23 protein-coding genes are annotated in these 24,639 nt (G+C 63.6%); 22 read left to right on the top strand and 1 reads right to left on the bottom strand.

Annotated elements, in window-relative coordinates:
* Positions 1-120 precede the first annotated feature (120 nt).
* On the bottom strand, positions 121-417 hold the full coding sequence (locus tag BM222_RS02480; RefSeq protein ID WP_177242977.1) for a DUF971 domain-containing protein: 297 nt from the start codon (positions 415-417) through the stop codon (positions 121-123).
* A 210-nt stretch (positions 418-627) separates the two neighbouring features.
* Here BM222_RS02480 and BM222_RS02475 point away from each other — a divergent pair, with 210 nt between their 5' ends.
* The 22 genes from BM222_RS02475 (at position 628) to BM222_RS02370 (ending at position 24,629) form a co-directional block, all read left to right on the top strand.
* Positions 628-1,401 (top strand): ferredoxin--NADP reductase, encoded by a 774-nt coding sequence (locus BM222_RS02475; RefSeq protein ID WP_092226675.1) that lies wholly within the window; start codon positions 628-630, stop codon positions 1,399-1,401.
* 101 nt (positions 1,402-1,502) lie between these two features.
* On the top strand, positions 1,503-3,245 hold the full coding sequence (locus tag BM222_RS02470; protein WP_177242955.1) for a fumarate reductase/succinate dehydrogenase flavoprotein subunit: 1,743 nt from the start codon (positions 1,503-1,505) through the stop codon (positions 3,243-3,245).
* 31 nt (positions 3,246-3,276) lie between these two features.
* A complete protein-coding gene (locus BM222_RS02465) occupies positions 3,277-3,510 on the top strand; it encodes a 4Fe-4S dicluster domain-containing protein (protein WP_092226673.1) in 234 nt (77 codons plus the stop codon).
* Between the two features lie 2 nt (positions 3,511-3,512).
* Complete coding sequence (locus tag BM222_RS02460) at positions 3,513-4,490, top strand: HEAT repeat domain-containing protein (RefSeq protein WP_177242954.1); 978 nt, start codon at positions 3,513-3,515, stop codon at positions 4,488-4,490.
* A gap of 113 nt (positions 4,491-4,603) precedes the next feature.
* Positions 4,604-5,776, top strand: coding sequence for a fumarylacetoacetate hydrolase family protein (locus BM222_RS02455; RefSeq protein ID WP_092226827.1), 1,173 nt, complete (start codon positions 4,604-4,606; stop codon positions 5,774-5,776).
* Between the two features lie 336 nt (positions 5,777-6,112).
* Complete coding sequence (ytfQ, locus tag BM222_RS02450; RefSeq protein ID WP_092226671.1) at positions 6,113-7,078, top strand: galactofuranose ABC transporter, galactofuranose-binding protein YtfQ; 966 nt, start codon at positions 6,113-6,115, stop codon at positions 7,076-7,078.
* A gap of 117 nt (positions 7,079-7,195) precedes the next feature.
* On the top strand, positions 7,196-8,737 hold the full coding sequence (locus BM222_RS02445; RefSeq protein WP_092226670.1) for a sugar ABC transporter ATP-binding protein: 1,542 nt from the start codon (positions 7,196-7,198) through the stop codon (positions 8,735-8,737).
* A complete protein-coding gene (locus BM222_RS02440) occupies positions 8,734-9,726 on the top strand; it encodes an ABC transporter permease (RefSeq protein WP_092226669.1) in 993 nt (330 codons plus the stop codon). The genes BM222_RS02445 and BM222_RS02440 overlap by 4 nt, the downstream gene beginning before the upstream one ends.
* Positions 9,723-10,703: a galactofuranose ABC transporter, permease protein YjfF gene (gene yjfF, locus BM222_RS02435; protein ID WP_092226668.1), complete on the top strand. Its 981-nt coding sequence runs from the start codon at positions 9,723-9,725 to the stop codon at positions 10,701-10,703. Before BM222_RS02440 ends, yjfF begins: the two co-directional genes overlap by 4 nt.
* A complete protein-coding gene (locus tag BM222_RS02430; RefSeq protein ID WP_092226667.1) occupies positions 10,700-11,467 on the top strand; it encodes a FadR/GntR family transcriptional regulator in 768 nt (255 codons plus the stop codon). Before yjfF ends, BM222_RS02430 begins: the two co-directional genes overlap by 4 nt.
* Complete coding sequence (locus tag BM222_RS02425) at positions 11,464-12,390, top strand: Gfo/Idh/MocA family protein (RefSeq protein ID WP_092226666.1); 927 nt, start codon at positions 11,464-11,466, stop codon at positions 12,388-12,390. Before BM222_RS02430 ends, BM222_RS02425 begins: the two co-directional genes overlap by 4 nt.
* Positions 12,391-12,393: 3 nt before the next feature.
* A complete protein-coding gene (locus tag BM222_RS02420) occupies positions 12,394-13,470 on the top strand; it encodes an aldose epimerase family protein (protein WP_092226665.1) in 1,077 nt (358 codons plus the stop codon).
* Positions 13,470-14,348: an SMP-30/gluconolactonase/LRE family protein gene (locus tag BM222_RS02415; RefSeq protein ID WP_177242976.1), complete on the top strand. Its 879-nt coding sequence runs from the start codon at positions 13,470-13,472 to the stop codon at positions 14,346-14,348. Before BM222_RS02420 ends, BM222_RS02415 begins: the two co-directional genes overlap by 1 nt.
* 75 nt (positions 14,349-14,423) lie before the next feature.
* The gene (chvE, locus tag BM222_RS02410) at positions 14,424-15,500 is read left to right on the top strand and encodes a multiple monosaccharide ABC transporter substrate-binding protein (protein ID WP_092226663.1); all 1,077 of its coding nucleotides are present in this window, start codon (positions 14,424-14,426) and stop codon (positions 15,498-15,500) included.
* 160 nt (positions 15,501-15,660) lie between these two features.
* Positions 15,661-17,238, top strand: coding sequence for a multiple monosaccharide ABC transporter ATP-binding protein (mmsA, locus tag BM222_RS02405; protein WP_092226662.1), 1,578 nt, complete (start codon positions 15,661-15,663; stop codon positions 17,236-17,238).
* Positions 17,235-18,425, top strand: a complete 1,191-nt coding sequence (mmsB, locus tag BM222_RS02400; protein ID WP_092226661.1) for a multiple monosaccharide ABC transporter permease — start codon at positions 17,235-17,237, stop codon at positions 18,423-18,425. The genes mmsA and mmsB overlap by 4 nt, the downstream gene beginning before the upstream one ends.
* Positions 18,426-18,637: 212 nt before the next feature.
* Positions 18,638-19,300, top strand: a complete 663-nt coding sequence (locus BM222_RS02395; RefSeq protein WP_092226660.1) for an HAD family hydrolase — start codon at positions 18,638-18,640, stop codon at positions 19,298-19,300.
* A gap of 6 nt (positions 19,301-19,306) precedes the next feature.
* Positions 19,307-20,257 (top strand): sugar-binding transcriptional regulator, encoded by a 951-nt coding sequence (locus BM222_RS02390; protein WP_092226659.1) that lies wholly within the window; start codon positions 19,307-19,309, stop codon positions 20,255-20,257.
* Between the two features lie 241 nt (positions 20,258-20,498).
* Positions 20,499-21,809 (top strand): ABC transporter substrate-binding protein, encoded by a 1,311-nt coding sequence (locus BM222_RS02385; protein ID WP_092226826.1) that lies wholly within the window; start codon positions 20,499-20,501, stop codon positions 21,807-21,809.
* Positions 21,810-21,898: 89 nt separating this feature from the next.
* A complete protein-coding gene (locus BM222_RS02380; protein WP_177242953.1) occupies positions 21,899-22,771 on the top strand; it encodes a carbohydrate ABC transporter permease in 873 nt (290 codons plus the stop codon).
* 4 nt (positions 22,772-22,775) lie between these two features.
* Positions 22,776-23,606 carry a carbohydrate ABC transporter permease gene (locus BM222_RS02375; RefSeq protein WP_092226657.1) on the top strand — a complete coding sequence of 277 codons (831 nt, stop codon included), beginning with the start codon at positions 22,776-22,778 and terminating at the stop codon, positions 23,604-23,606.
* 15 nt (positions 23,607-23,621) lie between these two features.
* A complete protein-coding gene (locus BM222_RS02370; RefSeq protein ID WP_092226656.1) occupies positions 23,622-24,629 on the top strand; it encodes an ABC transporter ATP-binding protein in 1,008 nt (335 codons plus the stop codon).
* Positions 24,630-24,639 lie beyond the last annotated feature (10 nt).

Raw genomic sequence — 24,639 nt, 5'->3', positions numbered from 1 at the left:
CGCCCGCGAAAGCGGGCGATCCAGTATTCCAGAGACAGCAATGGGATGCGGATGGGCCCGGCGTACTGGATTCCCCGCTTTCGCGGGGAATGACAGCGGAGTGCGAGGGGAGATCGAGCCCTACGGCCCCGCCAAACTCAGCAGATACGGCTTTGGGTAAATCCCCCTGTTATGCCCGTCCGAGAACGAGATGTTGAGCCCATAGCCGAGATCGCCGATCTCGGTGATGGCAATTCCCGGAAACCGTTCGGGAAAGCGCTCGTCGAAGCGCGCGCGGGTGCAGTGGGCGCACCTGCAGGATAAACGGAGCCGCTCGGCAAGAACGCTGAGCGTTTTGCCCTCGGTGGTCCGCACGAGAAGTGTCGCCAAATCGGTGCTTGCTTCGTAGCCGGTCACCGTCGGTGCCACCAGGGTCATGGTCATGACGAACCTCCGGCTCCTCCATAGGCGGTCGTCGACGCGCGCGGATAGCAACTAATTGCCGTCGCAAGTGTGCATCGACACGGCGGTGTGCCTCCGCTTCGATCATCGCCCACGAAATGTGAAACTAATCCACCGGGAATTTCACTTCCGAATTGCCGGGTTCCGCTCTCTCCGAAACTTTGTGCGTCATTGAGAGGAGAGACCATGAGCGCATTTCAGAAGGAAACGGTTCTGTCGGTCAGGCACTGGACCGAGTCCCTGTTCAGCTTCACCGCGACGCGCGATCCCGGCTTCCGCTTTCAGAACGGCCAGTTCGCGATGATCGGGCTGGAGGTGGAGGGCAAGCCCATGATGCGCGCCTACAGCATGGCGAGCGCCAATCACGAGGAAGCGCTCGAATTCTTCTCGATCAAGGTGCAGGACGGTCCGTTGACCTCCCGCCTGCAAAAGATCAGGGAAGGCGACATCATTCTGGTCGGACGCAAGGCGACAGGCACGCTGATCACCGGTAACCTCCTTCCAGGCAAACGCCTGTTCCTGCTCTCGACCGGCACGGGACTCGCGCCGTTCGCGAGCCTGATCAAGGACCCCGATGTCTACGAGAATTACGAGACAATCGTGCTCGCTCACGGCTGCCGCCAAGTCTCCGAGCTCGCTTATGGCGAGCACCTGGTCGATGGTCTGCGCAACCACGAGTTCTTCGGGCCGCTGATCCGCGACAAACTCGTCTACTATCCGACTGTCACCCGCGAACCGTTCAGGAATCGCGGTCGCATCACCGATTTGATCGCTTCCAGCCAGCTGTTCGACGACATCGGCCTATCGGGCCTGGATATCGAGACCGACCGCATCATGCTGTGCGGCAGCCCGGCGATGCTGGAGGAACTGCCCGCGATGTTTTCAGCGCGCGGCTTTGTCGAGGGCAACCACAGCCAGCCCGGCCATTTCGTCATCGAGAAGGCTTTTGTCGAGCGCTGAGCGCAAATCGCGGCCCGGCGACAACTAATTGCTATCGGCGGGACGCCACCTGAACAAATCTGATGCAAAGGCGCCGGCTATCGGCGAACCAGGAGCAAGTGATGGCACTAGATCAGATCGTCGATGGGCTTTCGGAGGTTTCTTGCGACGTGCTCGTGATCGGCGGCGGCACGGCCGGCCCGATGGCGGCGCTGAAGGCGAAGCTGAAGAACCCGAAGGCCAATGTCGTCCTGCTCGAAAAGGCCAACGTCAAGCGCTCCGGCGCGATTTCGATGGGCATGGACGGACTGAACAACGCCGTCATCCCCGGCTACGCGACGCCGGAGCAGTACACCAAGGAAATCACCATTGCCAACGACGGCATCGTCGACCAGAAGGCGGTCTACAAATACGCGCAAAACTGCTACAGCATCATCGAAGAGCTCGATAGTTTCGGTATTCGTTTCCTGAAGAACGAGAATGGCGACTACGCCGTCAAGAAGGTGCACCACATCGGCACCTATGTTCTGCCGATGCCGAACGGCGAGACCGTGAAGAAGGCGCTGTACCGCCAACTCCGCCGCGCCCGCATTCTGATCTCCAATCGCTACATGGCGACGCGGCTGCTGAAATCGTCCGACGGCCGCATCGCCGGCGCAATCTCCGTCAACACCCGCACCGCCGAGATCCTGGTGATCAAGGCCAAGGCCGTGATCCTCTGCATGGGCGCCGCCGGCCGCCTGGGCCTGCCGACCTCCGGCTACATGTTCGGCACCTACGAGAACGCCGCCAATTCCGGCGACGGCTATTCCATGGCCTATCACGCCGGGGCCGCGCTCGCGAACCTCGAATGCTACCAGATCAATCCGCTGATCAAGGACTACAATGGCCCGGCGTGCGCTTATGTCGCCGGTCCCTTCGGCGCCTTCACGGCCAACAACGAAGGCTCGCGCTTCATCGAATGCGACTATTGGTCGGGCCAGATGATGCTGGAATTCTACAACGAACTGCTGTCAGGCAAGGGCCCCGTGTTCCTCCAGCTCAAGCACCTCCACCCCGACACCATCTCGGAGATCGAATCCACGCTGCACAAGGTCGAGCGTCCCACGCGCGGGCTGTTCCAGCAGGGGCGTGGCGTCGACTACCGCAACGACTCGATCGAGATGCACATCTCCGAGATCGGCTTCTGCTCCGGCCACAGCGCCTCCGGCGTGTTCGTCGACGACAATGCCCGCACCACCGTGCCGGGCCTTTACGCCGCTGGCGACATGGCGAGCGTGCCCCACAATTACATGCTGGGCGCCTTTACCAACGGCTCGGTCGCCGGCATCGACGCCATGGAATTTGCCGAGAACCATGACTTCGCGGAGTTCGATGCGCAGGACGTGGCCAGGGAACGAGATCGCGTGATGGCACCGACCAAGCGCGAGGACGGCATCCCACCGAACCAGGTCGAGTACAAGACCCGCCGTTTGGTCAACGACTATCTCCAGCCGCCGAAGGTCACGCGCAAGTACGAGCTCGGCATGCGTCGCCTCGCCGAAGCCCGGCAGGACATGCAGGAGCATATGATCGCGCGCAACGCGCACGAGTTGCTCCGTGCCCTCGAAGTACAGTCGATCATGGATTGCGCCGACATGGCGGTGCATGCCTCGTTGTACCGTGAAGAGAGCCGCTGGGGCCTCTACCACTGGCGCACCGATTTTCCGGAGAAGGACAACGCGAACTGGTTCTGCCACACGCTGCTCAGCAAGCAGAACGGCAAGATGACCAGCCAGAAGCGTGCCGTAGAGCCCTACGTCGTGCCGATCGCCGACGACGAGAAGGACCTCTACGACAAGCAGCGCATTCGCGCCACCGCCTGATCCACCGCACGATAGCAACAGGAGACATGATATGCCTCTCGCGTCCCATCAGACATCGGTTCCGGTCGTCGTCGACGACGCCAAATGCATTGCCGACAAGGGCTGCACCGTGTGCGTCGACGTCTGTCCGCTCGACGTGCTGCGCATCAGCGATATGACCGGCAAGGCCTACATGGCCTATGACGAGTGCTGGTACTGCATGCCCTGCGAGGCCGATTGCCCGACCGGTGCCGTCACCGTCAATATTCCCTATCTGTTGAGGTGATCATGTCGAGCCCGTTCGAATCCTACGACGATCTCGAAGACGCCGACGAGCGGCTTCAGGCGGCAGATCCCGCCGAACGCCGCGTCGCCATCATCGCGCTCGGCCATTCCGGCGATCCCGCAGCCGTGGTCCATCTCACCAAGATGGTCGCCGATCCCGACGCCGGCGTGCGCCAGCAGGTGGCGATGGCGCTCGGTGAGTTCGACGGGCCGGAAGCCGCAAGTGCGCTGGTCAAGCTGCTGGTCGATCCGGAACGGATCGTGGCGGCGGCGGCGGCCGACAGCATGGCCGAGTTCAAGGATCCCGCTTGCGCCAATGTCATCCTGCCGCTGGTCAAGCATGCCCATGCCTTCGTTCGCATGGGGGCGCTGCGTGCGCTGAAGGAGCTGCGCTGCAAGGATACGCTGAAGCCGGCGCTGGAGGCGCTGCAGGATTCCGATGCCGCGGTGCGCGTGCAGGCGATCGGCGTGATCGGTTTCCTCAAGCTGGAGGAATCCATCCCCGCGCTGACCGCGCTGATCAACGATCCCGACGCGCATGTCCGCCGCGCCGCGGTTAGCGCGCTGGCATTTTCGCAGATGAAGCCCGCAGCCGAGACTATCACGCGTGCGCTGAAGGACAGCGATTGGATGGTCCGCGAAATGGCCGCGGAGACGCTCGGCCTCAACGTCAACGGCTCGCTTGCCGCCGACCCGCTCGTGAGCTCACTCTCCGACGACTACTGGCAGGTGCGGTTGAAGGCGATCCGCAGCCTCGGCAAGATGAAAATCGAGCGCGCGGTGCGCCCGATCGGCAATTGCATCAACCACGATCAGGCGAATCTGCGGAAGGAAGCGGCCGCCGCGCTCGGCGAGATCGCCCATCCCGACGGTGAGGCATTTTTGGCCGTCATCGCCGACGATGCCGATCCCGATGTCCGCAAGAACGCGCGCTGGGCGTTGCAGCAGATTGCCGCCCGGAAGGCACGCGCAGGCGCATAGCAGCGGGCATCCTGCCGCTCTGGACTTCCCATGCCAGACGTTTATTGGTCTTCGCCAATGTGATCGGCCGCCATTCGAACGCGGCCGATCCAAGAACAGCGAGGACGCCGGCCATGACCATTTTGACGGTTGCAGATCTTCTCCCCGAGGATGGAACGAAGGGAACGCTGGTCGGTCGGGTCTGGCTGCCGCAGGCGAACGGTCCGGCCGTTGTCGCCGTGCGCGGCGATGGCGTCTTCGACGTCACTGCGACGTTTCCGACCATCAGCGCGCTCTGTGAAGAGGACAATCCGGCCAAGGCGCTCGCCACGACCAAGGGCGAGCGCATCGGCGATCTCGAGGCGATCGTCGCCAACACTGCGCCGGATGGCCGTGATCCCAGGAAGCCCTGGCTGCTCGCGCCGGTCGATCTCCAGACGTTGAAAGCTGCCGGCGTCACCTTCGCGATCTCAATGCTCGAGCGCGTGATCGAGGAGCGGGCAAAGGGCAATCCGGCCTCGGCCGAAGCGATCCGCAAAGAGGTTACGCGGTTGATCGGTGATGACCTTTCAAAACTCAGGCCGGGCTCGGACCAGGCGATGCACCTGAAGCAGGTGCTGATCGATCAGAACGCCTGGAGCCAGTATCTCGAAGTCGGCATCGGCCCCGATGCCGAAGTGTTCACGAAGGCGCCGACCTTGTCCTCGGTCGGCACCGGCATGGATGCCGGCCTGCATCCGAAGTCGACCTGGAACAATCCGGAGCCGGAGCTGGTGCTGTTCGTATCGAGCCGCGGCAACATCGTCGGCGCGGCGCTTGGCAACGACGTGAATTTGCGAGACTTCGAAGGCCGCTCGGCGCTGCTGTTGTCGAAGGCCAAGGATAACAATGCGTCGTGCTCGATCGGTCCGCTGCTGCGCCTGTTCGATGACGGCTTCACGCTGGATGATGCGCGCAAGCTCGACATCAGCCTGAACGTGAAGGGCACGGACGGCTTCGTTCTCGACGGCCATTCCTCGATCAGCAAGATAAGCCGCGATCCGACCGACCTCGTCGCGCAGACCATCGGCAAGGTGCACCAATATCCCGATGGGTTCGTGCTGTTCCTGGGCACCATGTTCGCGCCCGTGAAGGATCGCGATGCGCCGGGGCAGGGGTTCACCCATAAGCGCGACGACATCGTCACCATTGCTGCCCCCCAGCTCGGCAAGCTCGTCAATCGCATGCGCACCAGCGACGAGTGCGAGCCGTGGACCTTCGGCATCGGCGCCCTGATGAAGAATTTGGCGCAGCGGAAACTGATCTAGCGCCTCGCCTCTGCCTCTCGCGGCTGCAGACTGCGCGCCCTTCCTTTTGTGAGGGCGTTATGCCCGGGCTTGTCCGGGACATAACGCGTTTGCCGAGTGGCTGGACCGCACAAATATCATCTTCATCTTCGCGTTGCATTATCAGGAAAATTCCTGCTAAGCGTGTATTTGTGCGTACCCTCCCTGTCTCCACATCATTCGTCTCAATAGTCAAATAATATGACTATACAGCAGCGAACTTCCGTGAAATGGTGCCTTCCGCCGCCGAATGGGCCGGCCCGAGGGTGCCATATTACCGAGTGGTGCCTCGGATAACATTTTTGGGAGATACGCCTGATGACCCTCAAAGCCCTTTTTGCGGCCAGCGCCACGGCCGCGTTGCTGCTCTCGCTGCCGGCCAATGCCGCCGAGCTGACTGTCGGCTTCTCTCAGATCGGATCGGAATCCGGCTGGCGCGCAGCGGAGACGTCGGTCACCAAGCAGGAGGCGACCAAGCGCAAGGTCAACCTCAAGATCGCCGACGCGCAGCAGAAGCAGGAGAACCAGATCAAGGCGATCCGCTCCTTCATCGCGCAGAACGTCGATGCGATCTTCCTGGCGCCGGTCGTCGCGACGGGTTGGGATGCGGTGCTGAAGGAAGCCAAGGAAGCCAAGATCCCGGTCGTGCTGCTCGACCGGGACATCGACCCGTCGGGCAAGGACCTCTATCTCACCGCCGTCACCTCGGACAGCGTGCACGAAGGCGAGGTCGCCGGCGACTGGCTGGCCAAGACCGTCGGCGACAAGGCCTGCAACATCGTCGAATTGCAGGGCACGGTCGGCGCGAGCGTCGCGGCTAACCGCAAGAAGGGCTTTGACACTGCCATCGCCAAGCACGCCAACCTGAAAATCGTGCGCAGCCAGACCGGTGACTTCACCCGCGCCAAGGGCAAGGAAGTCATGGAGAGCTTCATCAAGGCCGAAGGCGGCGGCAAGAACATCTGCGCGGTCTACGCCCACAACGACGACATGATGGTTGGCGCGATCCAGGCGATGAAGGAAGCCGGTCTCAAGCCGGGCAAGGACATCCTCACGGTGTCGATCGATGCAGTGCCTGACATCTTCAAGGCGATGGTGGCCGGCGAGGCCAATGCGACGGTCGAGCTGACGCCGAACATGGCGGGTCCGGCCTTCGATGCCGTTGCGGCGTTCAAGGAGAAGGGTACCGTTCCGCCGAAGTGGATCCAGACCGAATCCAGGCTGCTCACCGCAACCGACAATCCGCAGAAGGAATACGACAGCAAGAAGGGCCTCGGTTACTGAGGCGGGCGTCTTGCCGGACCACGCCCTGTGGTCCGGCAACCCCCTTCGCAATCGTTGCGCGAGCGAATAGGCTGGGTGTCCGCAGCATAAGCGGGCGCCGGTGGGAGTGACGTCGTTATGGAGAACAGCCTTGATCCTGCTCCGCCCCTCCTGGAGGTGCGCGGGATCAGCAAGAGCTTTGGCGCGGTGCGCGCGTTGCAGGAGGTCGACTTCACGGTTCGCGCCGGCGAGATCCATGCACTGCTCGGCGAGAACGGTGCGGGCAAATCCACGCTGATCAAGGTCGTTACCGGCGTGTTCCCGCGCGATGCCGGTGTTGTCAGGCTGGGCGGTGAAGAGGTCGCGCCGCGTTCGGCCAAGGCGGCGGTGCAGGCCGGCATTGCCACCGTCTACCAGGAAGTCAATCTGCTTCCAAACCTTTCGGTGGCACAGAACCTGTTTCTCGACCGCCAGCCGATGCGCTTCGGCGTCGTGCGCGAAGGCGAGATGCGCCGTCGCGCCAAAGCGCTGCTCACCGAGTTCGGCCTGGATATCGACGTCGCGGCATCGCTCGGCGATTATTCGGTGGCCATACAGCACGTCACTGCGATCGCGCGTGCGGTCGATCTCTCCGCACGCGTGCTGATTTTGGACGAGCCGACGGCGAGCCTCGACCGCCACGAGGTCGAGATCCTCTTCCGCATCATGCGACAGTTGGCCAAGCGCGGCATCGGCATCGTCTTCGTCAGCCATTTCCTCGATCAGGTCTACGAGATATCCGATCGCATTACCGTCTTGCGCAATGGCCGCCTGGTCGGCGAGCGCGAGATCGCATCGCTGCCACGGCTCGAGCTGATCCAGATGATGCTCGGCCGGGAGCTCGCCGAGACTACCAACGCACGGGCTGCCGCCGGCGAGCATAAGGTGCGCGAGGTCTGCGCGCGGTTCGACAATTACGGCAAGGCCGGCTATGTCGCCCCCTTCAATCTCGAGCTGCGCCATGGTGAGGTCGTCGGCCTCGCCGGGCTCCTCGGATCGGGTCGGACCGAGACGGCGCGGTTGGTGTTCGGTGCCGAGCGCGCTGACGGTGGGCAGGCGAGGGTTGAGGGCGTCCCCGTGCGCCTTCAGTCGCCGCGCGACGGCGTGCGCCACGGCTTTGGCTATTGCCCGGAGGAACGCAAGACCGACGGCATTGTCGCCGAGCTCACCGTGCGCGAGAATATCGTACTCGCGCTTCAGGCCAAACGCGGCCTGCATCGGCCACTATCCCGTCGCGAGCAGGACGAGATTGCACGTCGCTACGTGAAGATGCTCGACATCCGTCCGCCCGATCCCGAGCGTCCGGTGGGCCTGCTCTCCGGCGGCAATCAACAGAAGGTTCTGCTGGCGCGTTGGCTCGCGACTTCGCCGCGGCTGCTCGTGCTGGACGAACCCACCCGCGGTATCGATGTCGGCGCGCATGCCGAGATCATCCGCCTGATCCGCGAACTCTGCGACGACGGGCTGGCGCTGCTTGTGATCTCCTCCGAGCTGGATGAAATCGTGACTTATTCCGACCGCGTGGTCGTGCTGCGCGACCGCGCCCATGTCGAGGAGCTCTCGGGCGAGGCAATCGACGTCACCAACATTCTTGCGGCGATCGCCGCCGATGGCGCCGCGATGCAAGAGGCGCGGGCATGACAGCGCTGTTGCCGCGCCGCGGCCTTGCCCAGATCCTGGCCTTGATCGTCATCCTCGCGGTCGACCGCCTGGTGTCGCCGCAATTCTTCGACCTGCGCCTCCAGGACGGCCGTCTGTTCGGTAGCCTGATCGACGTGCTTAACCGAGGCACGCCGGTGGCGTTGCTCTCGCTCGGTATGGTGCTGGTGATTGCGACGCGCGGCATCGATCTTTCCGTCGGCGCGGTGATGGCGATCTCCGGTGCAGTCGCTGCGAGCCTTGCCGACAGCCACGGCTTGCCGGTGGTGCTGGCCGCGGCGCTCGGTATCGGCATCCTCTGCGGCCTCTGGAACGGTTTTCTTGTCGCGGTCCTTGGCATGCAGCCGATCGTGGCGACGCTGATCCTGATGGTGGCGGGGCGCGGCATCGCCCAGCTCATCACAGAAGGGCGGATTGTGACCTTCTCGTCGCCGGACCTGGTCTGGCTCGGCAACGGTGCCATTCTCGGCGTGCCGGTTCCGATCACGATTGCGGTCGGAATGTTGATCCTCACCGGCGCCATCGTACGTGGCTCCGCGCTCGGTCTCCTGATCGAGGCGACTGGTGGCAACGCCCGCGCAAGCGAGCTTGCCGGTGTCGGCACGCGCGCGATGATCTTGGCGGTCTATGTCTGGTGCAGCGTCTGTGCCGCGCTCGCCGGCGTGATCGCCGCGGCCGACATCATGGGCGCGGATGCCAACAATGCCGGCCTGTGGCTCGAGCTCGACGCCATTCTGGCAGTCGTGATCGGCGGCACCTCGCTGTTCGGCGGGCGCTTCAGCCTGATCCTGGCAGTGTTGGGCGCGCTGATCATCCAAACCATGAACACCGGTATTCTGCTATCGGGCTATCCACCGGAGTTCAACCTGCTGGTCAAGGCCGTGGTGGTGCTCGCGGTGCTGCTGCTGCAATCGCCGAAGCTGTCGGGCTTTTCCGGCATCATGGCGCGGCTGCGGGGGACGAAACCATGAAAGGCCTGCCGCCCGTCCTGATCACGGCCATCGTGCTGGTCGCCGGCTTCGCAGCCTGCGCCCTGCAGTTTCCCAACATCGCCTCGACCCGCGTCGTCGGCAATCTTCTCACCGACAACGCCTTTCTCGGCATCGTCGCGACCGGTATGACCTTCGTCATCATCTCCGGTGGTATCGATCTCTCGGTCGGCTCCGTGATTGGCTTCACCACCGTGTTCGTCGCGCTTGCGATCGAGCGCTGGGGCATGCCGCCGCTGGTCGCGTTTGTCGCCATCCTCGTGCTCTCGGCGGCCTTTGGCGCTGCGATGGGCGCCATCATCCACGTATTTGATCTGCCGCCGTTCATTGTGACGCTGGCCGGGATGTTTCTGGCGCGCGGCGCGAGTTTTCTGCTTTCGACAGAATCGGTGCCGATCACCGCGCCGGTCTATTCGACCGTGTCGGATTTTGCGCTGCACATGCCCGGTGGTGGGCGGCTGACGGCGATAGCGATCATCATGCTCGTGATCGTGATCGGCGGCATTCTGCTGCTGCGTCTCACCCGGTTCGGCGCCAATGTCTATGCGCTTGGCGGCGGCCGGGCCACCGCAAGCCTGATGGGGGTTGCGGTTGGCAAAATGACGGTGAAGATCTACATGCTCTCGAGCCTGCTGGCGGGCATCGCCGGCATCGTGTTTTCCTTCTACACCAGCGCTGGCTATTCGCTCTCCGCCGTCGGTGTCGAGCTCGATAGCATCGCGGCCGTGGTCATCGGCGGCACGCTGCTCACGGGTGGGCAGGGCTCGGTGATCGGCACCTTCCTCGGCGTGCTGATCCAGGGCATGATCCAGACCTACATCAATTTTGACGGCACGCTGTCGAGTTGGTGGACGAAGATCGCGACCGGCATCCTGCTGTTCGCGTTCATCGCACTTCAGCAGGGGCTGGTCGCGCTGGCGCGCCGGCCGGTGTCGAACCGCGCGGGAGCCGCCCCATGACCTCGCGTATCGTCGTCATCCCGACACGGCGGGCCCATTCGAACCATGCGGAGGTGGCCCGCTCGATCGGCGTCGACATCATCGCCGGCCGCTATGCGGAAGGGGTGCGGCTTCCGGGCGATGCCGAGCTGACGGCAATGTTCGGCGTGTCGCGGCCGGTGTTGCGCGAGAGCGTGAAGACGCTGGTCGCCAAGGGGCTTTTAACCACCAAGGCGCGGGTCGGTACGGTCGTGCGCGGGCGCGCGGCCTGGAACATGTTCGACGCCGACGTGCTGGCCTGGCATCTCGACGCCGGCATCGACAGACACTTTCTCAACGATCTCGCCGAGATACGTCTTGCGGTCGAGCCGCGCGCCGCGGCGCTTGCGGCCAAGCGTCGTTCCGAAGACGACATCGCCGAGCTTCAGCGCAGCATGGATTGCATGCGGCAGGAGACGTCGGAATCAGTCGGCTTTGCCGAAGCCGATCTCGCCCTGCATCTTGCGGTCGCGCGAGCGTCCGGCAATCCGTTCATGCGTTCGATCGGTCACGTGATCGAGGCTGCGTTACGTACGGCTTTCATGCTCAGTGCACCGGCCGGTTCGGAAGACCGCGAGATCGCCTTGATCTGGCACCAGAAGATCGTCGATACGATTGCAGCCGGGGATGCGGACGGGGCGGCCGAGGCCATGGCCTTCGTCATTCACAACGGCATGCGCCGGCACAAGGGGATGGCGGCCGAAACAGCTCCGGCGGCACCTGCAGAACCTGGAGACAATTCGTGACAGCCCTTCGTATCGCCATCGTCGGATTCGGTAAAATCGCCCGCGACCAGCATGTCGGCGCTATCGCTGCGACACCTGGCGCGACGCTTGCCGCCGTTGCCAGCCGCAACGCCTCGCTACCGGGCCTGCCGCATTTTGCGACGATCGAGGAACTGCTGGAAAAGGGTCCGGAGATCGATGCGGTGTCGCTCTGCACACCGCCTCAGGTGCGACGCGCCCAGGCTGCTGCAGCGCTCGCGGCCGGCAAACATGTCATGCTGGAGAAGCCGCCCGGCATCGGCGTGGCCGAACTTGATCCGTTGACCGCAATGGCGGCGGATGCAAAGCGCACTTTGTTTGCGACCTGGCATTCGCGCCATGCGCCGGCGGTCGAGCCGGCCCGCGAATGGCTGGCTACGCGTCGGATCAACTCGGTGCACATCAATTGGAAGGAAGACGTCCGCGTCTGGCATCCCGGCCAGACCTGGATTTGGGAGCCCGGCGGGCTCGGCGTGTTCGACCCCGGCATCAACGCGCTCTCGATCCTGACCCGCATCCTGCCAAAGCCGGTGTTCGTCACCGCGGCCGAGCTAGCCTTTCCGGCCAATTGCCAGTCGCCGATTGCCGCCAATCTGACGCTGACCGACATCAGCGGCCTGCCGATCACGGCTGAATTCGATTTCCGCCAGACCGGGCCGCAGAGCTGGGATATCGTCGCGGAAACCGACCAGGGCCGGATGACCTTGTCCCGCGGTGGCAGGATCATGGCGGTCGACGGCAATGTTGTTGCCGACGCGCCCGATGAGGAATATCGAGAACTCTACCGGCACTTCATCAAGCTCGCGGTATCAGGCGCGAGCGATGTCGATCTGGCACCGCTTCGTCTCGTCGCCGACTCTTTCCTGCTCGGCAAGCGCAATATCGTCGAACCGTTCGTGGACTAGGCAATGGTTGGTGCGAAAATTGCAAAGGACGTGTTCGGAACGCTGCCGGACGGGCGCAATGTCGAGCGTATCGTGCTGCGCGGGGAGGGCGGGTTTGAGGTCCGCATCATCACCCACGGCGCGGTGATCCAGGCGCTGGTCGCGCCGGACGCCAAAGGCGGCTACGACGATGTCGTGCTCGGTCATGACGCCTTTGCCGGCTATCTCGCCGAGCGGAAGTTCTTTGGCGCGACCGTCGGCCGCTATGCCAACCGCATCGCCGACGGGCAATTCTCGCTCGATGGCGAGACCTTCCAGCTTGCAATCAATAACGGTCCGAATGCGCTGCATGGCGGCCTCGACGGCTTCGACCGCAAGCTCTGGGACGTTGCCGAGATCGACGACGGCGCTAACCCTGCGGTCACGCTGACCTATACGAGCCCGCATGGCGAGGAGAATTATCCCGGCAAGCTCGACGTGCGCCTGACCTATCGCGTCACCGGCCCGACAGAGCTGTCGCTGACGATGGAGGCAAGGACCGATCGGCCCACCATCGTGAACCTGACCAACCACAGCTTCTTCAATCTGGAAGGCGCCACGTCAGGCACGTCTGCGCTCGATCATAAACTGACGGTCGCGGCCGAGCATTTCCTGGCCATTGACCCCACTGCCATTCCGTTGCCGGAACCGCCCCGTGAGGTGGCTGGCACACCGTTTGACTTCCGACACGCTCACGCCGTCGGCGCTCGCATCCGCGAGAGCGATCAGCAATTGCACCACGGCAAGGGCTACGACCACACTTATTGCCTCGCGCGCGACGGCAAGCTCGCGCTCGCAGCCCGGCTGGAGGCCCCGCGCTCGGGGCGGATCATGGAGCTGTTCACCAACCAGCCCGGCTTGCAAGTCTATTCCGGCAACTATCTCGACGGCTCGATCTCGGGCAAGGGCGGCAAGCTGATCCGCCAATCGGACGCGTTGTGTCTGGAGCCGCATATATGGCCCAACTCGCCGAACCGGCCGGACTTTCCGAGCCCTCGCCTCGATCCCGGCGAGGTCTATCACCATCACACCGTTTATCGCTTTGCGGTGAGGTCGCCATGATGGACGAGGTGCCGACATCCGTTCTTTCGGATCATCCCTGCCATCTTGGCGAGGGGCCAACCTACGACGTGACCACCGACACGGCCTGGTGGTTCGACATTCGCGAGGGGAAGCTGTTCGAGGCGCATCTTGGCCGCGGTGAGATCCGAATCCATGCCCTCGGCCGGATGGCGAGCGCGCTGGGGCGGATCGATGCGGCACGGCAGCTGGTCGTTGCAGAGGATGGTTGTTACGTCCGTAACGTGGCCGATGGCGCGATGACACTGTTCTGTCCGCTCGAAGCGGATGATCCCACCACGCGCTCCAATGATGGCCGCGTGCACCAATCCGGCACGTTCTGGATCGGCACCATGGGGCGCAAGGCCGAGCGGGGGGCGGGGGCGATCTACGCGCTCCACCGCGGCAAGATCTCGACGCTGTTTCCGGGCATCAGCATTCCGAACTCGATTTGCTTTTCGCCGGATGGCGCGACCGGCTATTTCGCCGACACTGCCCGCGCCGTGCTCTATGCCGTGCCGCTCAATCCCGACACGGGGCTGCCGCGCGGCGAGCCGGAGGTATTGCTGCGCCACACCGGCGTCGGGGGGCTCGACGGCTCGGTGTGCGATGCCGACGGGCAGATCTGGAACGCCTGCTGGGGCGCAGGCCGCGTCGACGTCTATTCTCCGCAAGGCGAGCGCCTGCGCTCGCTGCGTGTGCCGGCCAGGCAGGCGAGCTGTCCCGCTTTCGTCGGTCCGGATCTGTCGCGCCTGCTCGTCACGTCTGCCTGGCAGGATATGGATGCGGAGGCGCGCGCCGCCGATTCGCTGGCCGGCTCCACTTTTGTGCTACAAGCCTCCGCGCACGGTCGCGCGGAGCCCGACGTCAAGCTTGCATAGGAGATCCGAAACCGACCTCTACCTGCGTACTGGACTAAACCCAACAAACAGTCTGACACCCAAAGGGAGTGAAGCATGTTGAAATTGAAGACGACGTTTCTCGCGATGGTGCTGGCCGGCGCCGCAACCATGGCCTCGGGCCTCACCGCCTCCGCGCAGGACAAGGCAACTGTCGGCATCGCCATGCCGACGAAATCATCCGCGCGCTGGATCGCAGACGGCGACAACATGGTGAAGGTGCTGAAGGAGCGCGGCTACAACACCGACCTGCAATACGCCGAAGACGACATTCCGAACCAGCTCTCGCAGGTCGAGAACATGGTGACCAAGGGAGCCAAGGCGCTGGTGATCGCCGCGATCGATGGCACCACGCTGTCGGACGTGCTCAAGCAGGCCAAGGCCAAGGGCATCACGGTCATCGCCTATGACCGCCTGATCCGCGGTACGCCGAACGTCGATTACTATGCGACCTTCGACAACTTCCAGGTCGGCGTGCTCCAGGCGGAATCGATCGTGAAGGGGCTCGGCCTGAAGGACGGCAAGGAAGGTCCGTTCAACATCGAACTGTTCGGCGGCTCGCCCGACGACAACAACGCCTTTTTCTTCTACAACGGCGCGATGTCGGTGCTTCAGCCCCTGATCGACAGCAAGAAGCTCGTCGTCGTCTCCGGCCAGATGGGCATGGACAAGGTCGCGACCTTGCGTTGGGACGGCGCCACCGCCCAGGCCCGCATGGACAACCTGCTCAGCGCCTACTACGGCAACAAGAAGGTCAACGCGGTGCTGTCGCCCTATGACGGCCTCTCGATCGGTATCATCTCCTCCCTGAAGGGCGTCGGCTACGGCAGCGCCGATCAGCCAATGCCGATCATCTCGGGTCAGGACGCCGAAGTGCCCTCGATCAAGGCGATGCTGCGCGGCGATCAGTACTCGACCATCTTCAAGGACACCCGCGATCTCGCCAAGGTGACCGCCGACATGGTCGACGCCGCGCTCGCCGGCAAGCAGGTCACGGTAAACGACACCAAGACCTACGAGAACGGCGCCAAGACCGTTCCGTCCTATCTCCTGAAGCCGGTCGTGGTGTACAAGGACAATTGGGAGAAGGTCCTGGTCGAGAGCGGCTACTACAAGAAGTCGCAGTTCCAGTAAGACTTTCTTCCCTCTCCCCGCGTGCGGGGAGGGGTTAGGGTGAGGGGCTCTCCAAGGGGGTGACAGCCGCTCTCGCGGGGCCTGCGCCTCACCCGTACCTTCGGCCGCGACCTCTCCCCGCAACCGGGGAGAGGTGAATTGAATAGACGGGACGAAAACAATGACCGCCATGCTGGAGATGCGCAACGTCAGCAAGAGCTTTGCCGGTGTGCAGGCGCTGCGCGACGTCAACTTCTCGGTCGAGGCTGGCCAGATCCACGCCCTGGTCGGCGAGAACGGTGCCGGCAAATCGACCTTGATGAAGGTGCTGAGCGGGGTCTACCCCGCAGGCAGCTACGAGGGGACCATCGTCTTCGAGGGCGAGGAGCGCCGCTTCCGCGACATCAACGATTCCGAGGCGCTCGGCATCATCATCATCCACCAGGAGCTGGCGCTGATCCCGCTGATGTCGATCGCTGAAAACATCTTCCTCTCGCATCCGCCCTCCAAGCTCGGCGTGATCGATCGCGACGAGGTTTACCGGCGCACGCGCGAGCTGCTCGCGCAGGTCGGCCTCAAGGAGTCGCCGGATACGCTGATCACCGATCTCGGCGTCGGCAAGCAGCAGCTGGTCGAGATTGCGAAAGCGCTGTCCAAGCGGGTGCGGATGCTGATCCTGGACGAGCCGACCGCGAGCCTCAACGAGGCCGACAGCGCCGCGCTGCTCGAACGCCTGATGAAGTTTCGCGAGCAGGGGATCGGCTCGATCCTGATCTCCCACAAGCTGAACGAAGTCGCCCGCGTCGCCGACCACATTACCGTGCTGCGCGACGGCCGCACGGTCGACGGCATCGACTGCCGCGCCGAGCCGATCCAGGAAGACCGCATCATCCGCAGCATGGTCAACCGCGATCTCGCCCATCGCTTTCCCGAGCGCAAGCCTCAGATCGGCGGACCTGTGCTTGAGGTGTCGAACTGGTCGGTCTACCACCCCATTCATCCCGAGCGGCAGGTGATCAAGAACGTCAATTTCGGCGTGAAGCGCGGCGAGGTCGTCGGCATCGCCGGGCTGATGGGGGCAGGCCGCACCGAGTTCGCCATGAGCTTGTTTGGCCGCTCCTGGGGCACCAATATCAGCGGCCGGATCGTGCTTGAGGGCCATGAGATCGCGCTGCCGAGCGTTGCCGCCGCGATCGACGCCGGCCTTGCCTATGTCACCGAGGACCGCAAGCAGCTCGGCCTGATTCTGGCCGACGATGTCCGCAAGAATATTACCCTGGCAAGCCTCGACCAGGTCGCGCCGCGGAGGGTGATCGACGATATCGCCGAGCTGAAGGTCGCCAGCGACTACCGCAACCGCATGCGGATCCGCTGTTCCGACGTCTACCAGGAGACCGGCCAGCTCTCCGGCGGGAACCAGCAGAAGGTCGTCCTGTCGAAATGGCTGATGACCGACCCCAAGGTGCTGATCCTGGACGAGCCGACACGGGGCATCGACGTCGGTGCCAAATACGAGATTTATTGTATCATCAACGAGCTTGCGGAGGCCGGTCGCGGCGTGGTGGTAATCTCTTCGGAGATGCCCGAGCTGCTCGGCATCTGCGACCGCATCTGCGTCATGAACGACGGCGCCTTCGTCGGCGAGTTCCGGGGCGCGGATGCGACACAGGAAAAGATCATGCGTGCCATCATGCGCAACGAACGAAGCAACGGTAACGGCGCGGTCGAAGCCGCGGGGATGGGAGGGTCGCAGCCATGACCGACAAGACGGTTTCGCTGCCTGAGGAGCGCCGGCACGGAAGCTTCATCAAGAACAATCTGCGCAACTACGGCATGCTGATGTCGCTGGTCGCGATCATGCTGTTCTTCCAGGTCATGACCAGTGGCACGCTGCTGCAGCCGCTCAACCTGACCAACCTTGTGCTGCAGAACAGCTACATCGTCATCATGGCGCTCGGCATGCTGCTGGTGATCGTCACGGGGCACATCGACTTGTCGGTCGGATCGGTCGCCGGCTTCGTCGGCGCGGTCGCCGCGCTCCTCATGGTGACCTACAAGGTCGACTATACCGTCGCCTTCATCGCCTGTCTCATCGTCGGCGCGGCCATTGGTGCCGCGCAGGGCTATTGGGTGGCCTATTTCAAGATCCCGTCCTTCATCGTGACCTTGGCCGGCATGCTCGTTTTCAAAGGTCTCGCGCTCGCGGTGTTGCAGGGCCAATCGCTCGGACCGTTCCCATCGACCTTCCAGAAACTGTCCTCGGGTTTCATTCCGGAACTGCTGCCCGAGACCGGCACGCTGCATCCGACATCGATGCTGATCGGCGCGTTGCTGGCGCTGGCCCTGGTCTACGCCAGCGCCAAGAGCCGCACGCGCGAGGTCTCGCACGGCATCGAGGTCGAGCCCTACGCGTTCTTCCTCGGCAAGAGCGTGGTGCTCGCCTGTGCCGTGCTGTACTTCACCTATCTGATCGCGACCTATCGTGGCCTGCCCAACGTGCTGGTGATCATGAGCGTCCTGATCGCCCTATATGGCTTCGTCACCCGTCGTACCGTGATCGGCCGGCATATCTATGCCGTCGGCGGCAACGCCAAGGCGGCTGGCTTGTCGGGTATCAAGACCGAGCGGCTGACCTTCTTCACTTTCGTCAACATGGGCGTGCTGGCCGCGCTTGCTGGGCTCGTGTTCGCCGCACGCCTCAATACCGCGACGCCGAAAGCGGGTCTCGGCTTCGAGCTCGACGTCATCGCCGCCTGCTTCATCGGCGGTGCCTCGGCCTATGGCGGCGTGGGGCGCGTCGGCGGCGCCGTGGTCGGCGCCATGATCATGGGTGTGATGAACAACGGCATGTCCATCCTCGGCATCGGCATCGACTACCAGCAGGTCATCAAGGGCCTGGTCCTGCTCGGCGCCGTGTGCATCGACGTGTATAACCAGCGGCGGTAGGCGGTCTCGGGGCAGGGCACAGGCGCGCGGCGCCGTGCCCACCGCTTTCCCCGATTGAAAAAAGTGGTGGGCGCGCTTCTGCCCTCGCTCCTTCGAGCGACGGCGGACAAGTTGTTCTGCTCGGCCCACCCAACGGAGAGGCTTACCAAGGCCCGCGTTCTGCTCCCTTGTGAACTATTGCTCATCATCTGGGTATATGATCGAATGCGGGGATGGACCAGCGCCGGCCAAAACCCGATCTGATCATCTTCGATTGCGACGGCGTGCTCGTCGACAGCGAACTGCTCAGCTGTCACTGCCTGTCCGACGTCTTGGCGGAATTCGGCTTTCGGCTCAGTGTGGAGCAGGCGCTCGAACTTTTTCTCGGACGCAGCACCAAGGCGATCGAGCAGCACTATGGCGATCTCGGGCAGGCCTTGCCTGATGACTTTCTTCCGCGCCTGAAGGCGCGTGTGCTCGAGACGTTTGCGGGGGCGCTCCAGCCGATCCCCGGCGTCGGCGCGGTGCTGTCCGAATTGGAGACGCCGCGATGTGTTGCATCGTCGAGCGACCTCGACCGCGTCTCGTTGTCGCTTGACGTCACCGGCCTCGCGCCGCATTTCGGCGATCGGCTCTATACCGCGCAGATGGTCAGGCACGGCAAGCCGGCGCCGGATCTCTTTCTGCACGCTGCCGGGAAGATGCAGGCCAGCCCTTCGCGCACGCTGGTGATCGAGGACAGTGTCAGCGGCGTGCAGGCCGCCAAGGCGGCGGGCATGACGGTCTGGGGATTTGTCGGCGGTGGCCATTATCGCGCCCGCGATGGCCGGGCTATATTATCCGCAGCCGGAGCCGATCGGGTCTTCGCGCAAATGAGCGATTTCTGGGAGGCGTGAGGCCGTATGGCCGCGGAGAACGAAAAATCCAGGCTCGATGACGCCGCCCGTGCCGGCTGGCTCTATTTCATCGCCGGCCATACCCAGGACGAGATCGCAAAGATGCTGCAGGTATCGCGCGCCTCGGCGCAGCGGCTGGTGTCGCTGTGCCTCGCCGAGCGGCTCATCACCTTCCGACTCGATCATCCGATCGCGGCCTGCATGGAACTGGCCGCACGGTTGAAGGAGCGCTTCGACCTGAGCCATTGCGAGGTCGTGCCGGCCGACTCTGCTGCGCCACAGGCGACGGCCGGCATCGCCGAGCGCTGCGCCAACCTGCTCGATGCGAAGCTCCGTTCGGAGACGCCTGTGATCGTCGCGCTTGGCACGGGGCGGGCGGTGCGCGCCGCGGTCGAGCGCGTCACGCCGATCGACCGGCCCAACCATCAGATCGTCTCGCTGGTCGGCAACATCTCGGCCGACGGGTCGGCGAGCTTCTACGACACCGTCGGCCGTCTCGCCGACCGGACCGGCGCGCGGCACTATCCGATGCCGCTACCGTTCCTGATGTCGTCCGAAGACGAGCGCAACAAGATGGTACGTATCGAGCCGATCGCCAAGGTGAAGGCGGTCGCGGCCAAGGCGGATCTGCGCCTCGTCGGCATCGGCCAGATGGACCAGAAGGCGCAGGTCCATGTCGACGGCTTCGTCACCCGTGACGAATTGTTCGAGATGATGCGGCAGGGCGCCATCGGCGAGATCACCGGCTGGGCCTATGATTCCAAGGGGCGCCTGCTCAAGGCCGGCACCAACAAGCGCCTCACCAGCATTCCGCCGGAGGTGCCGGCGAAGACCACGACCATCGGCGCTGCAATCGGTGCGGCCAAGGTGCCGGCGATCGCGGCCGCGCTGAACGGGCGGCTGATCAACGGCCTGATCACCGACGAGACCACCGCCAGGTCGATCCTGGAGCGCTGAGCTAGCGCGGCAACGGGATTCGGCTCCCTCTCCCGCTTGCGCAAGAGGTCGAGCGAGCCGTGGGCGTGCGGCTCGCATAATGATCATCCGCGCACGGACTAGTCTAGGCGTCCGCTCCCGCACCGCAGCACTCATAAGTTGCCGGGATGCGTGCGCGCCTGCTTGACATCTGCCGCACCTCGGCCGAACATACGCTCAACGCGTGGGCATATGCTCAAAGCGCGAGTTGAGGGAGGACACCGTGAAACACGTTCTGGGCGCCGTCTGCGGCGCATCCGTACTGCTTGCCGTCCCCGCGATGGCTGAAACCACCCTGACGATCGCCACCGTCAATAACGGCGACATGATCCGGATGCAGGGCCTGACTGGCGAATTCACCAAGGCAAACCCCGACATCTCCGTGAAATGGGTGACCCTTGAGGAAAACGTCCTGCGCCAGCGCGTCACCACCGATATCGCGACCAAGGGCGGCCAGTTCGACGTGCTGACCATCGGCACTTACGAGGTGCCGATCTGGGCGAAGAAGGGTTGGCTGGTGCCGCTTGCCAATCTCGGCGCCGATTACGATGTCGCCGACCTCCTGCCGAAGATCAGGGACGCGGTCTCCGTTGACGGCAAGCTCTATGCCGCGCCGTTCTACGGCGAGAGCTCGATGGTGATGTACCGCACCGACCTGTTCGAGAAGGCCGGCCTGAAGATGCCGGAGAAGCCGACCTGGGATTTCGTCATCGACGCCGCCAAGAAGCTGACCGACAAGAACGCCGGCGTCTACGGCATCTGCCTGCGGGGCAAGGCCGGCTGGGGCGAGAACATGGCCTTTCTCTCGGCCATGGCCAATTCCTACGGCGCGCGCTGGTTCGACGAGAAGTGGGAGCCGCAGTTCAACACGCCGGAATGGAAGACGACGCTCACGACCTACGTCAATTTGATGAAGGAGGCTGGACCTCCCGGCGCGAGCTCGAACGGCTTCAACGAGAACCTGGCGCTGTTCAACGCCGGCAAATGCGGCATGTGGATCGACGCCACGGTGGCGGCGTCCTTCGTCACCAATCCGAAGGACTCCAAGGTCGCCGACAAGGTCGGCTTTGCGCTCGCGCCCAACGCCGGACTCGGCAAGAATGCCAACTGGCTGTGGGCGTGGAGCCTCGCCATCCCCGCCGGCTCGAAGAAGGCCGAAGCCGCCGAGAAGTTCATCGCCTGGGCGACCAGCAAGGACTACACCAAGCTCGTCGCCTCGAAGGAAGGCTGGGCCAACGTGCCGCCGGGCACGCGCACCTCGCTCTACGAGAATCCTGAGTACCTGAAGGCGGCGCCCTTCGCCAAGATGACGCTGGCCTCGATCGACGCGGCGGACCCGAACCATCCAACCGTGAAGCCCGTGCCTTATGTCGGCGTGCAATATGCCGCGATCCCCGAGTTCCAGGGTATCGGCACGCAAGTGGGGCAGCAGTTCTCGGCCGCGCTGGCTGGATCGATGACGGTCGATGCGGCGCTTGCTGCCGCGCAATCCGCAACCGAGCGTGAGATGAAGCGCGCCGGCTACGTCAAATGAACCCGAGCTCTCCCTGAGCTCAAACTCGCGGCCATCCACTCCTTGCGCGATGGATGGCCGCCTTCTTCCTCCAAGCGGAGAGCCTGAGGATGGCAACCCGGCAGACGCAATTCCTGGCGCGGTCGCTCCTGACCCCGGCCGTCGGACTGCTGTTCATCTGGATGATCGTTCCGCTCGCGCTGACGATCTATTTCGCGACGCTGCATTACAGCCTGCTCGATCCCGGTTCGGAAGCCTTCGTCGGGCTGGAGAATTTTCGCTACTTCCTCACCGATCCCGCCTTCCTCGCCTCGCTCGAGAACACGCTGGTGCTGGTCGGCTCGGTGCTGGCGCTGACGATCCTGCTCGGCATTCCTCTGGCGCTGCTGCTCGACCAGCCCGTCATCGGCCGCAACTTCGTGCGGTTGATGGTGATCGCGCCGTTCTTCGTGATGCCGACGGTGAGCGCGCTGGTCTGGAAGAATTTGCTGATGCACCCGGTGTCCGGCCTGTTCGCCTGGCTCGCCAAGCTGGTAGGGCTGACGCCGATCGACTGGTTCAACGACGTCCCGCTGTTCTCGGTGATCCTGATCGTGGCCTGGCAATGGCTGCCGTTCGCGACCCTGATCCTGCTCACTGCGCTGCAATCGCTTGACGAGGAGCAGAAGGAGGCAGCCGAGATGGATGGTGCCAGCGCCATCTCGACCTTCATCTACATCACATTGCCGCATCTGGCGCGCCCGATCACCGTGGTGATCCTGATCGAGACCATCTTCCTGTTGACCGTGTTCGCCGAGATCTTCGTCACCACCGGCGGTGGGCCGGGCCTGCAAACCACCAACATCGCCTTCCTGATCTATTCGCAGGCGCTGATCCAGTTCGACGTCGGCAGCGCATCCGCCGGCGGCCTCGTGGCTGTGGTCATCGCCAATATCGTCGCCTTCTTCCTCGTCCGCATCGTCGGCCGCAACCTGGAAGCCTGAAATCATGGCGCGCAAGTCAACCACACAGCAGGTGGCGATTTCGACGATCGGGGCATGGTTCTTCGGTTTCCTCATCTTCTTCCCGATCCTCTGGATGGTGCTGGCGAGTTTCAAGACGGAGCTCGAGGCCTTTGCCGTCCCGCCATCCTTCCTGTTCTTCCACTGGACCACGGAAAACTATGCGACGGTGCAGGAGCGCAGCGACTATCTGCTCCACGCCATGAACTCGATCATCATCGCCGGCGGCTCGACGCTGGTTGCGCTCCTGATCGCGATCCCCGCTGCCTGGTCGATGGCGTTCTCGCCGACCAAGCGCACCAAGGACATCCTGCTCTGGATGCTGTCGACCAAGATGATGCCGCCGGTCGGCGTGCTGGTCCCGATCTACCTGATCTACAAGTCCTTTGGATTGCTCGATTCCCGCATCGGCCTCGTCTTCATCCTTTGCCTCGGAAATCTTCCGATCGTCATCTGGATGCTCTTCACCTATTTCAAGGAGATCCCGCGCGACATCCTGGAAGCCGCGCGCATGGACGGTGCCACGATCGGCCGCGAGCTCGTCTATGTGCTGACGCCGATGGCGATCCCGGGGCTCGCATCGACCTTGCTGCTCAACCTGATCCTGGCTTGGAACGAGGCGTTCTGGACGTTGAACCTATCGACCTCGAATGCCGCGCCGCTCACGACGTTCATCGCGTCCTATTCCAGTCCGGAAGGACTGTTCTGGGCAAAGCTGTCAGCGGCATCCACGCTGGCGATCGCGCCCATTCTCGTCCTCGGTTGGTTCAGCCAGAAGCAGCTCGTGCGCGGGCTCACCTTCGGCGCGGTGAAGTAAAGGGGCTGCCGGAACATGGGTCAGATCACTCTTCAGGGCGTACAGAAATCGTTCGGCCCGGTGCACATCATCAAGGGGGCGGATCTCGATATCGCCGACGGATCTTTCGTTGTCTTCGTCGGTCCATCCGGCTGCGGCAAGACTACGCTTCTCCGGCTGATAGCGGGCCTGGAGGACGTCACAGGCGGCGCCATCCTGATCGACGGCAAGAATGTCGTCGACACGCCGCCCGCCAAGCGCGGGCTGTCGATGGTATTCCAGTCCTACGCGCTCTATCCGCACATGAGTGTGCGCGGCAATATCGGCTTCGGCCTGAAGATGGCGGGATTGCCCAAGGACGAGATCAACCGCAAGGTCGAGGCCGCCGCTGCGACGCTGAACCTCACGCCCTATCTCGACCGCAAGCCGCGTGAGCTCTCCGGCGGCCAGCGCCAGCGCGTCGCGATCGGCCGTGCCATCGTTCGCGAGCCCAAGGGGTTCCTGTTCGACGAGCCGCTGTCCAATCTCGACGCCGCATTGCGCGTACAGATGCGCATCGAGGTGACGCGGCTCCAGAAGCAGCTCGGCACCACCGCGATCTACGTCACCCACGACCAGGTCGAAGCCATGACCATGGCCGACAAGATCGTCGTACTCAACGCCGGCAAGATCGAGCAATACGGCTCGCCGCTGGAGCTCTACGAGCGGCCTGCCAACCTTTTCGTCGCCGGCTTCATCGGCTCGCCCAAGATGAACTTCGTCACCGGCGAGCTCGCCCAGCAGCAAGGCGCGACCACGATCGGCGTGCGGCCGGAGCACCTCAAGATCGAGCGTGACGGCGCTGGCGGCTGGCAGGGCACCATCTCGGTCGCCGAGCATCTCGGCAGCGATACTTTTCTCTACGTCGACGCCGGACCGCTCGGGATGTTGACGGCGCGCTACATCGGCGAATTGAGCCTGCATGCCGGCGACCGCGTGTCGCTGGTGCCGGACCCCGCGCGCATTCACCGCTTCGACACCAGCGGCAATGCGATCAGGAACTAACAAGAAACGG

It is taken from the genome of Bradyrhizobium sp. Gha (genome assembly GCF_900113735.1).
GTDB lineage: Bacteria > Pseudomonadota > Alphaproteobacteria > Rhizobiales > Xanthobacteraceae > Bradyrhizobium.
Note: the sequence above shows the minus strand (reverse complement) of the source record. Positions and strands in the feature narration are given on the sequence as shown.

Coding starts and splice junctions, on each gene's coding strand:
- BM222_RS02480 (WP_177242977.1), bottom strand. CDS start 417: ATGACCCTGGTGGCACCGACGGTGACCGGCTACGAAGCAAGCACCGAT.
- BM222_RS02475 (WP_092226675.1), top strand. CDS start 628: ATGAGCGCATTTCAGAAGGAAACGGTTCTGTCGGTCAGGCACTGGACC.
- BM222_RS02470 (WP_177242955.1), top strand. CDS start 1,503: ATGGCACTAGATCAGATCGTCGATGGGCTTTCGGAGGTTTCTTGCGAC.
- BM222_RS02465 (WP_092226673.1), top strand. CDS start 3,277: ATGCCTCTCGCGTCCCATCAGACATCGGTTCCGGTCGTCGTCGACGAC.
- BM222_RS02460 (WP_177242954.1), top strand. CDS start 3,513: ATGTCGAGCCCGTTCGAATCCTACGACGATCTCGAAGACGCCGACGAG.
- BM222_RS02455 (WP_092226827.1), top strand. CDS start 4,604: ATGACCATTTTGACGGTTGCAGATCTTCTCCCCGAGGATGGAACGAAG.
- ytfQ (WP_092226671.1), top strand. CDS start 6,113: ATGACCCTCAAAGCCCTTTTTGCGGCCAGCGCCACGGCCGCGTTGCTG.
- BM222_RS02445 (WP_092226670.1), top strand. CDS start 7,196: ATGGAGAACAGCCTTGATCCTGCTCCGCCCCTCCTGGAGGTGCGCGGG.
- BM222_RS02440 (WP_092226669.1), top strand. CDS start 8,734: ATGACAGCGCTGTTGCCGCGCCGCGGCCTTGCCCAGATCCTGGCCTTG.
- yjfF (WP_092226668.1), top strand. CDS start 9,723: ATGAAAGGCCTGCCGCCCGTCCTGATCACGGCCATCGTGCTGGTCGCC.
- BM222_RS02430 (WP_092226667.1), top strand. CDS start 10,700: ATGACCTCGCGTATCGTCGTCATCCCGACACGGCGGGCCCATTCGAAC.
- BM222_RS02420 (WP_092226665.1), top strand. CDS start 12,394: ATGGTTGGTGCGAAAATTGCAAAGGACGTGTTCGGAACGCTGCCGGAC.
- BM222_RS02415 (WP_177242976.1), top strand. CDS start 13,470: ATGGACGAGGTGCCGACATCCGTTCTTTCGGATCATCCCTGCCATCTT.
- chvE (WP_092226663.1), top strand. CDS start 14,424: ATGTTGAAATTGAAGACGACGTTTCTCGCGATGGTGCTGGCCGGCGCC.
- mmsA (WP_092226662.1), top strand. CDS start 15,661: ATGACCGCCATGCTGGAGATGCGCAACGTCAGCAAGAGCTTTGCCGGT.
- mmsB (WP_092226661.1), top strand. CDS start 17,235: ATGACCGACAAGACGGTTTCGCTGCCTGAGGAGCGCCGGCACGGAAGC.
- BM222_RS02395 (WP_092226660.1), top strand. CDS start 18,638: ATGGACCAGCGCCGGCCAAAACCCGATCTGATCATCTTCGATTGCGAC.
- BM222_RS02390 (WP_092226659.1), top strand. CDS start 19,307: ATGGCCGCGGAGAACGAAAAATCCAGGCTCGATGACGCCGCCCGTGCC.
- BM222_RS02380 (WP_177242953.1), top strand. CDS start 21,899: ATGGCAACCCGGCAGACGCAATTCCTGGCGCGGTCGCTCCTGACCCCG.
- BM222_RS02375 (WP_092226657.1), top strand. CDS start 22,776: ATGGCGCGCAAGTCAACCACACAGCAGGTGGCGATTTCGACGATCGGG.
- BM222_RS02370 (WP_092226656.1), top strand. CDS start 23,622: ATGGGTCAGATCACTCTTCAGGGCGTACAGAAATCGTTCGGCCCGGTG.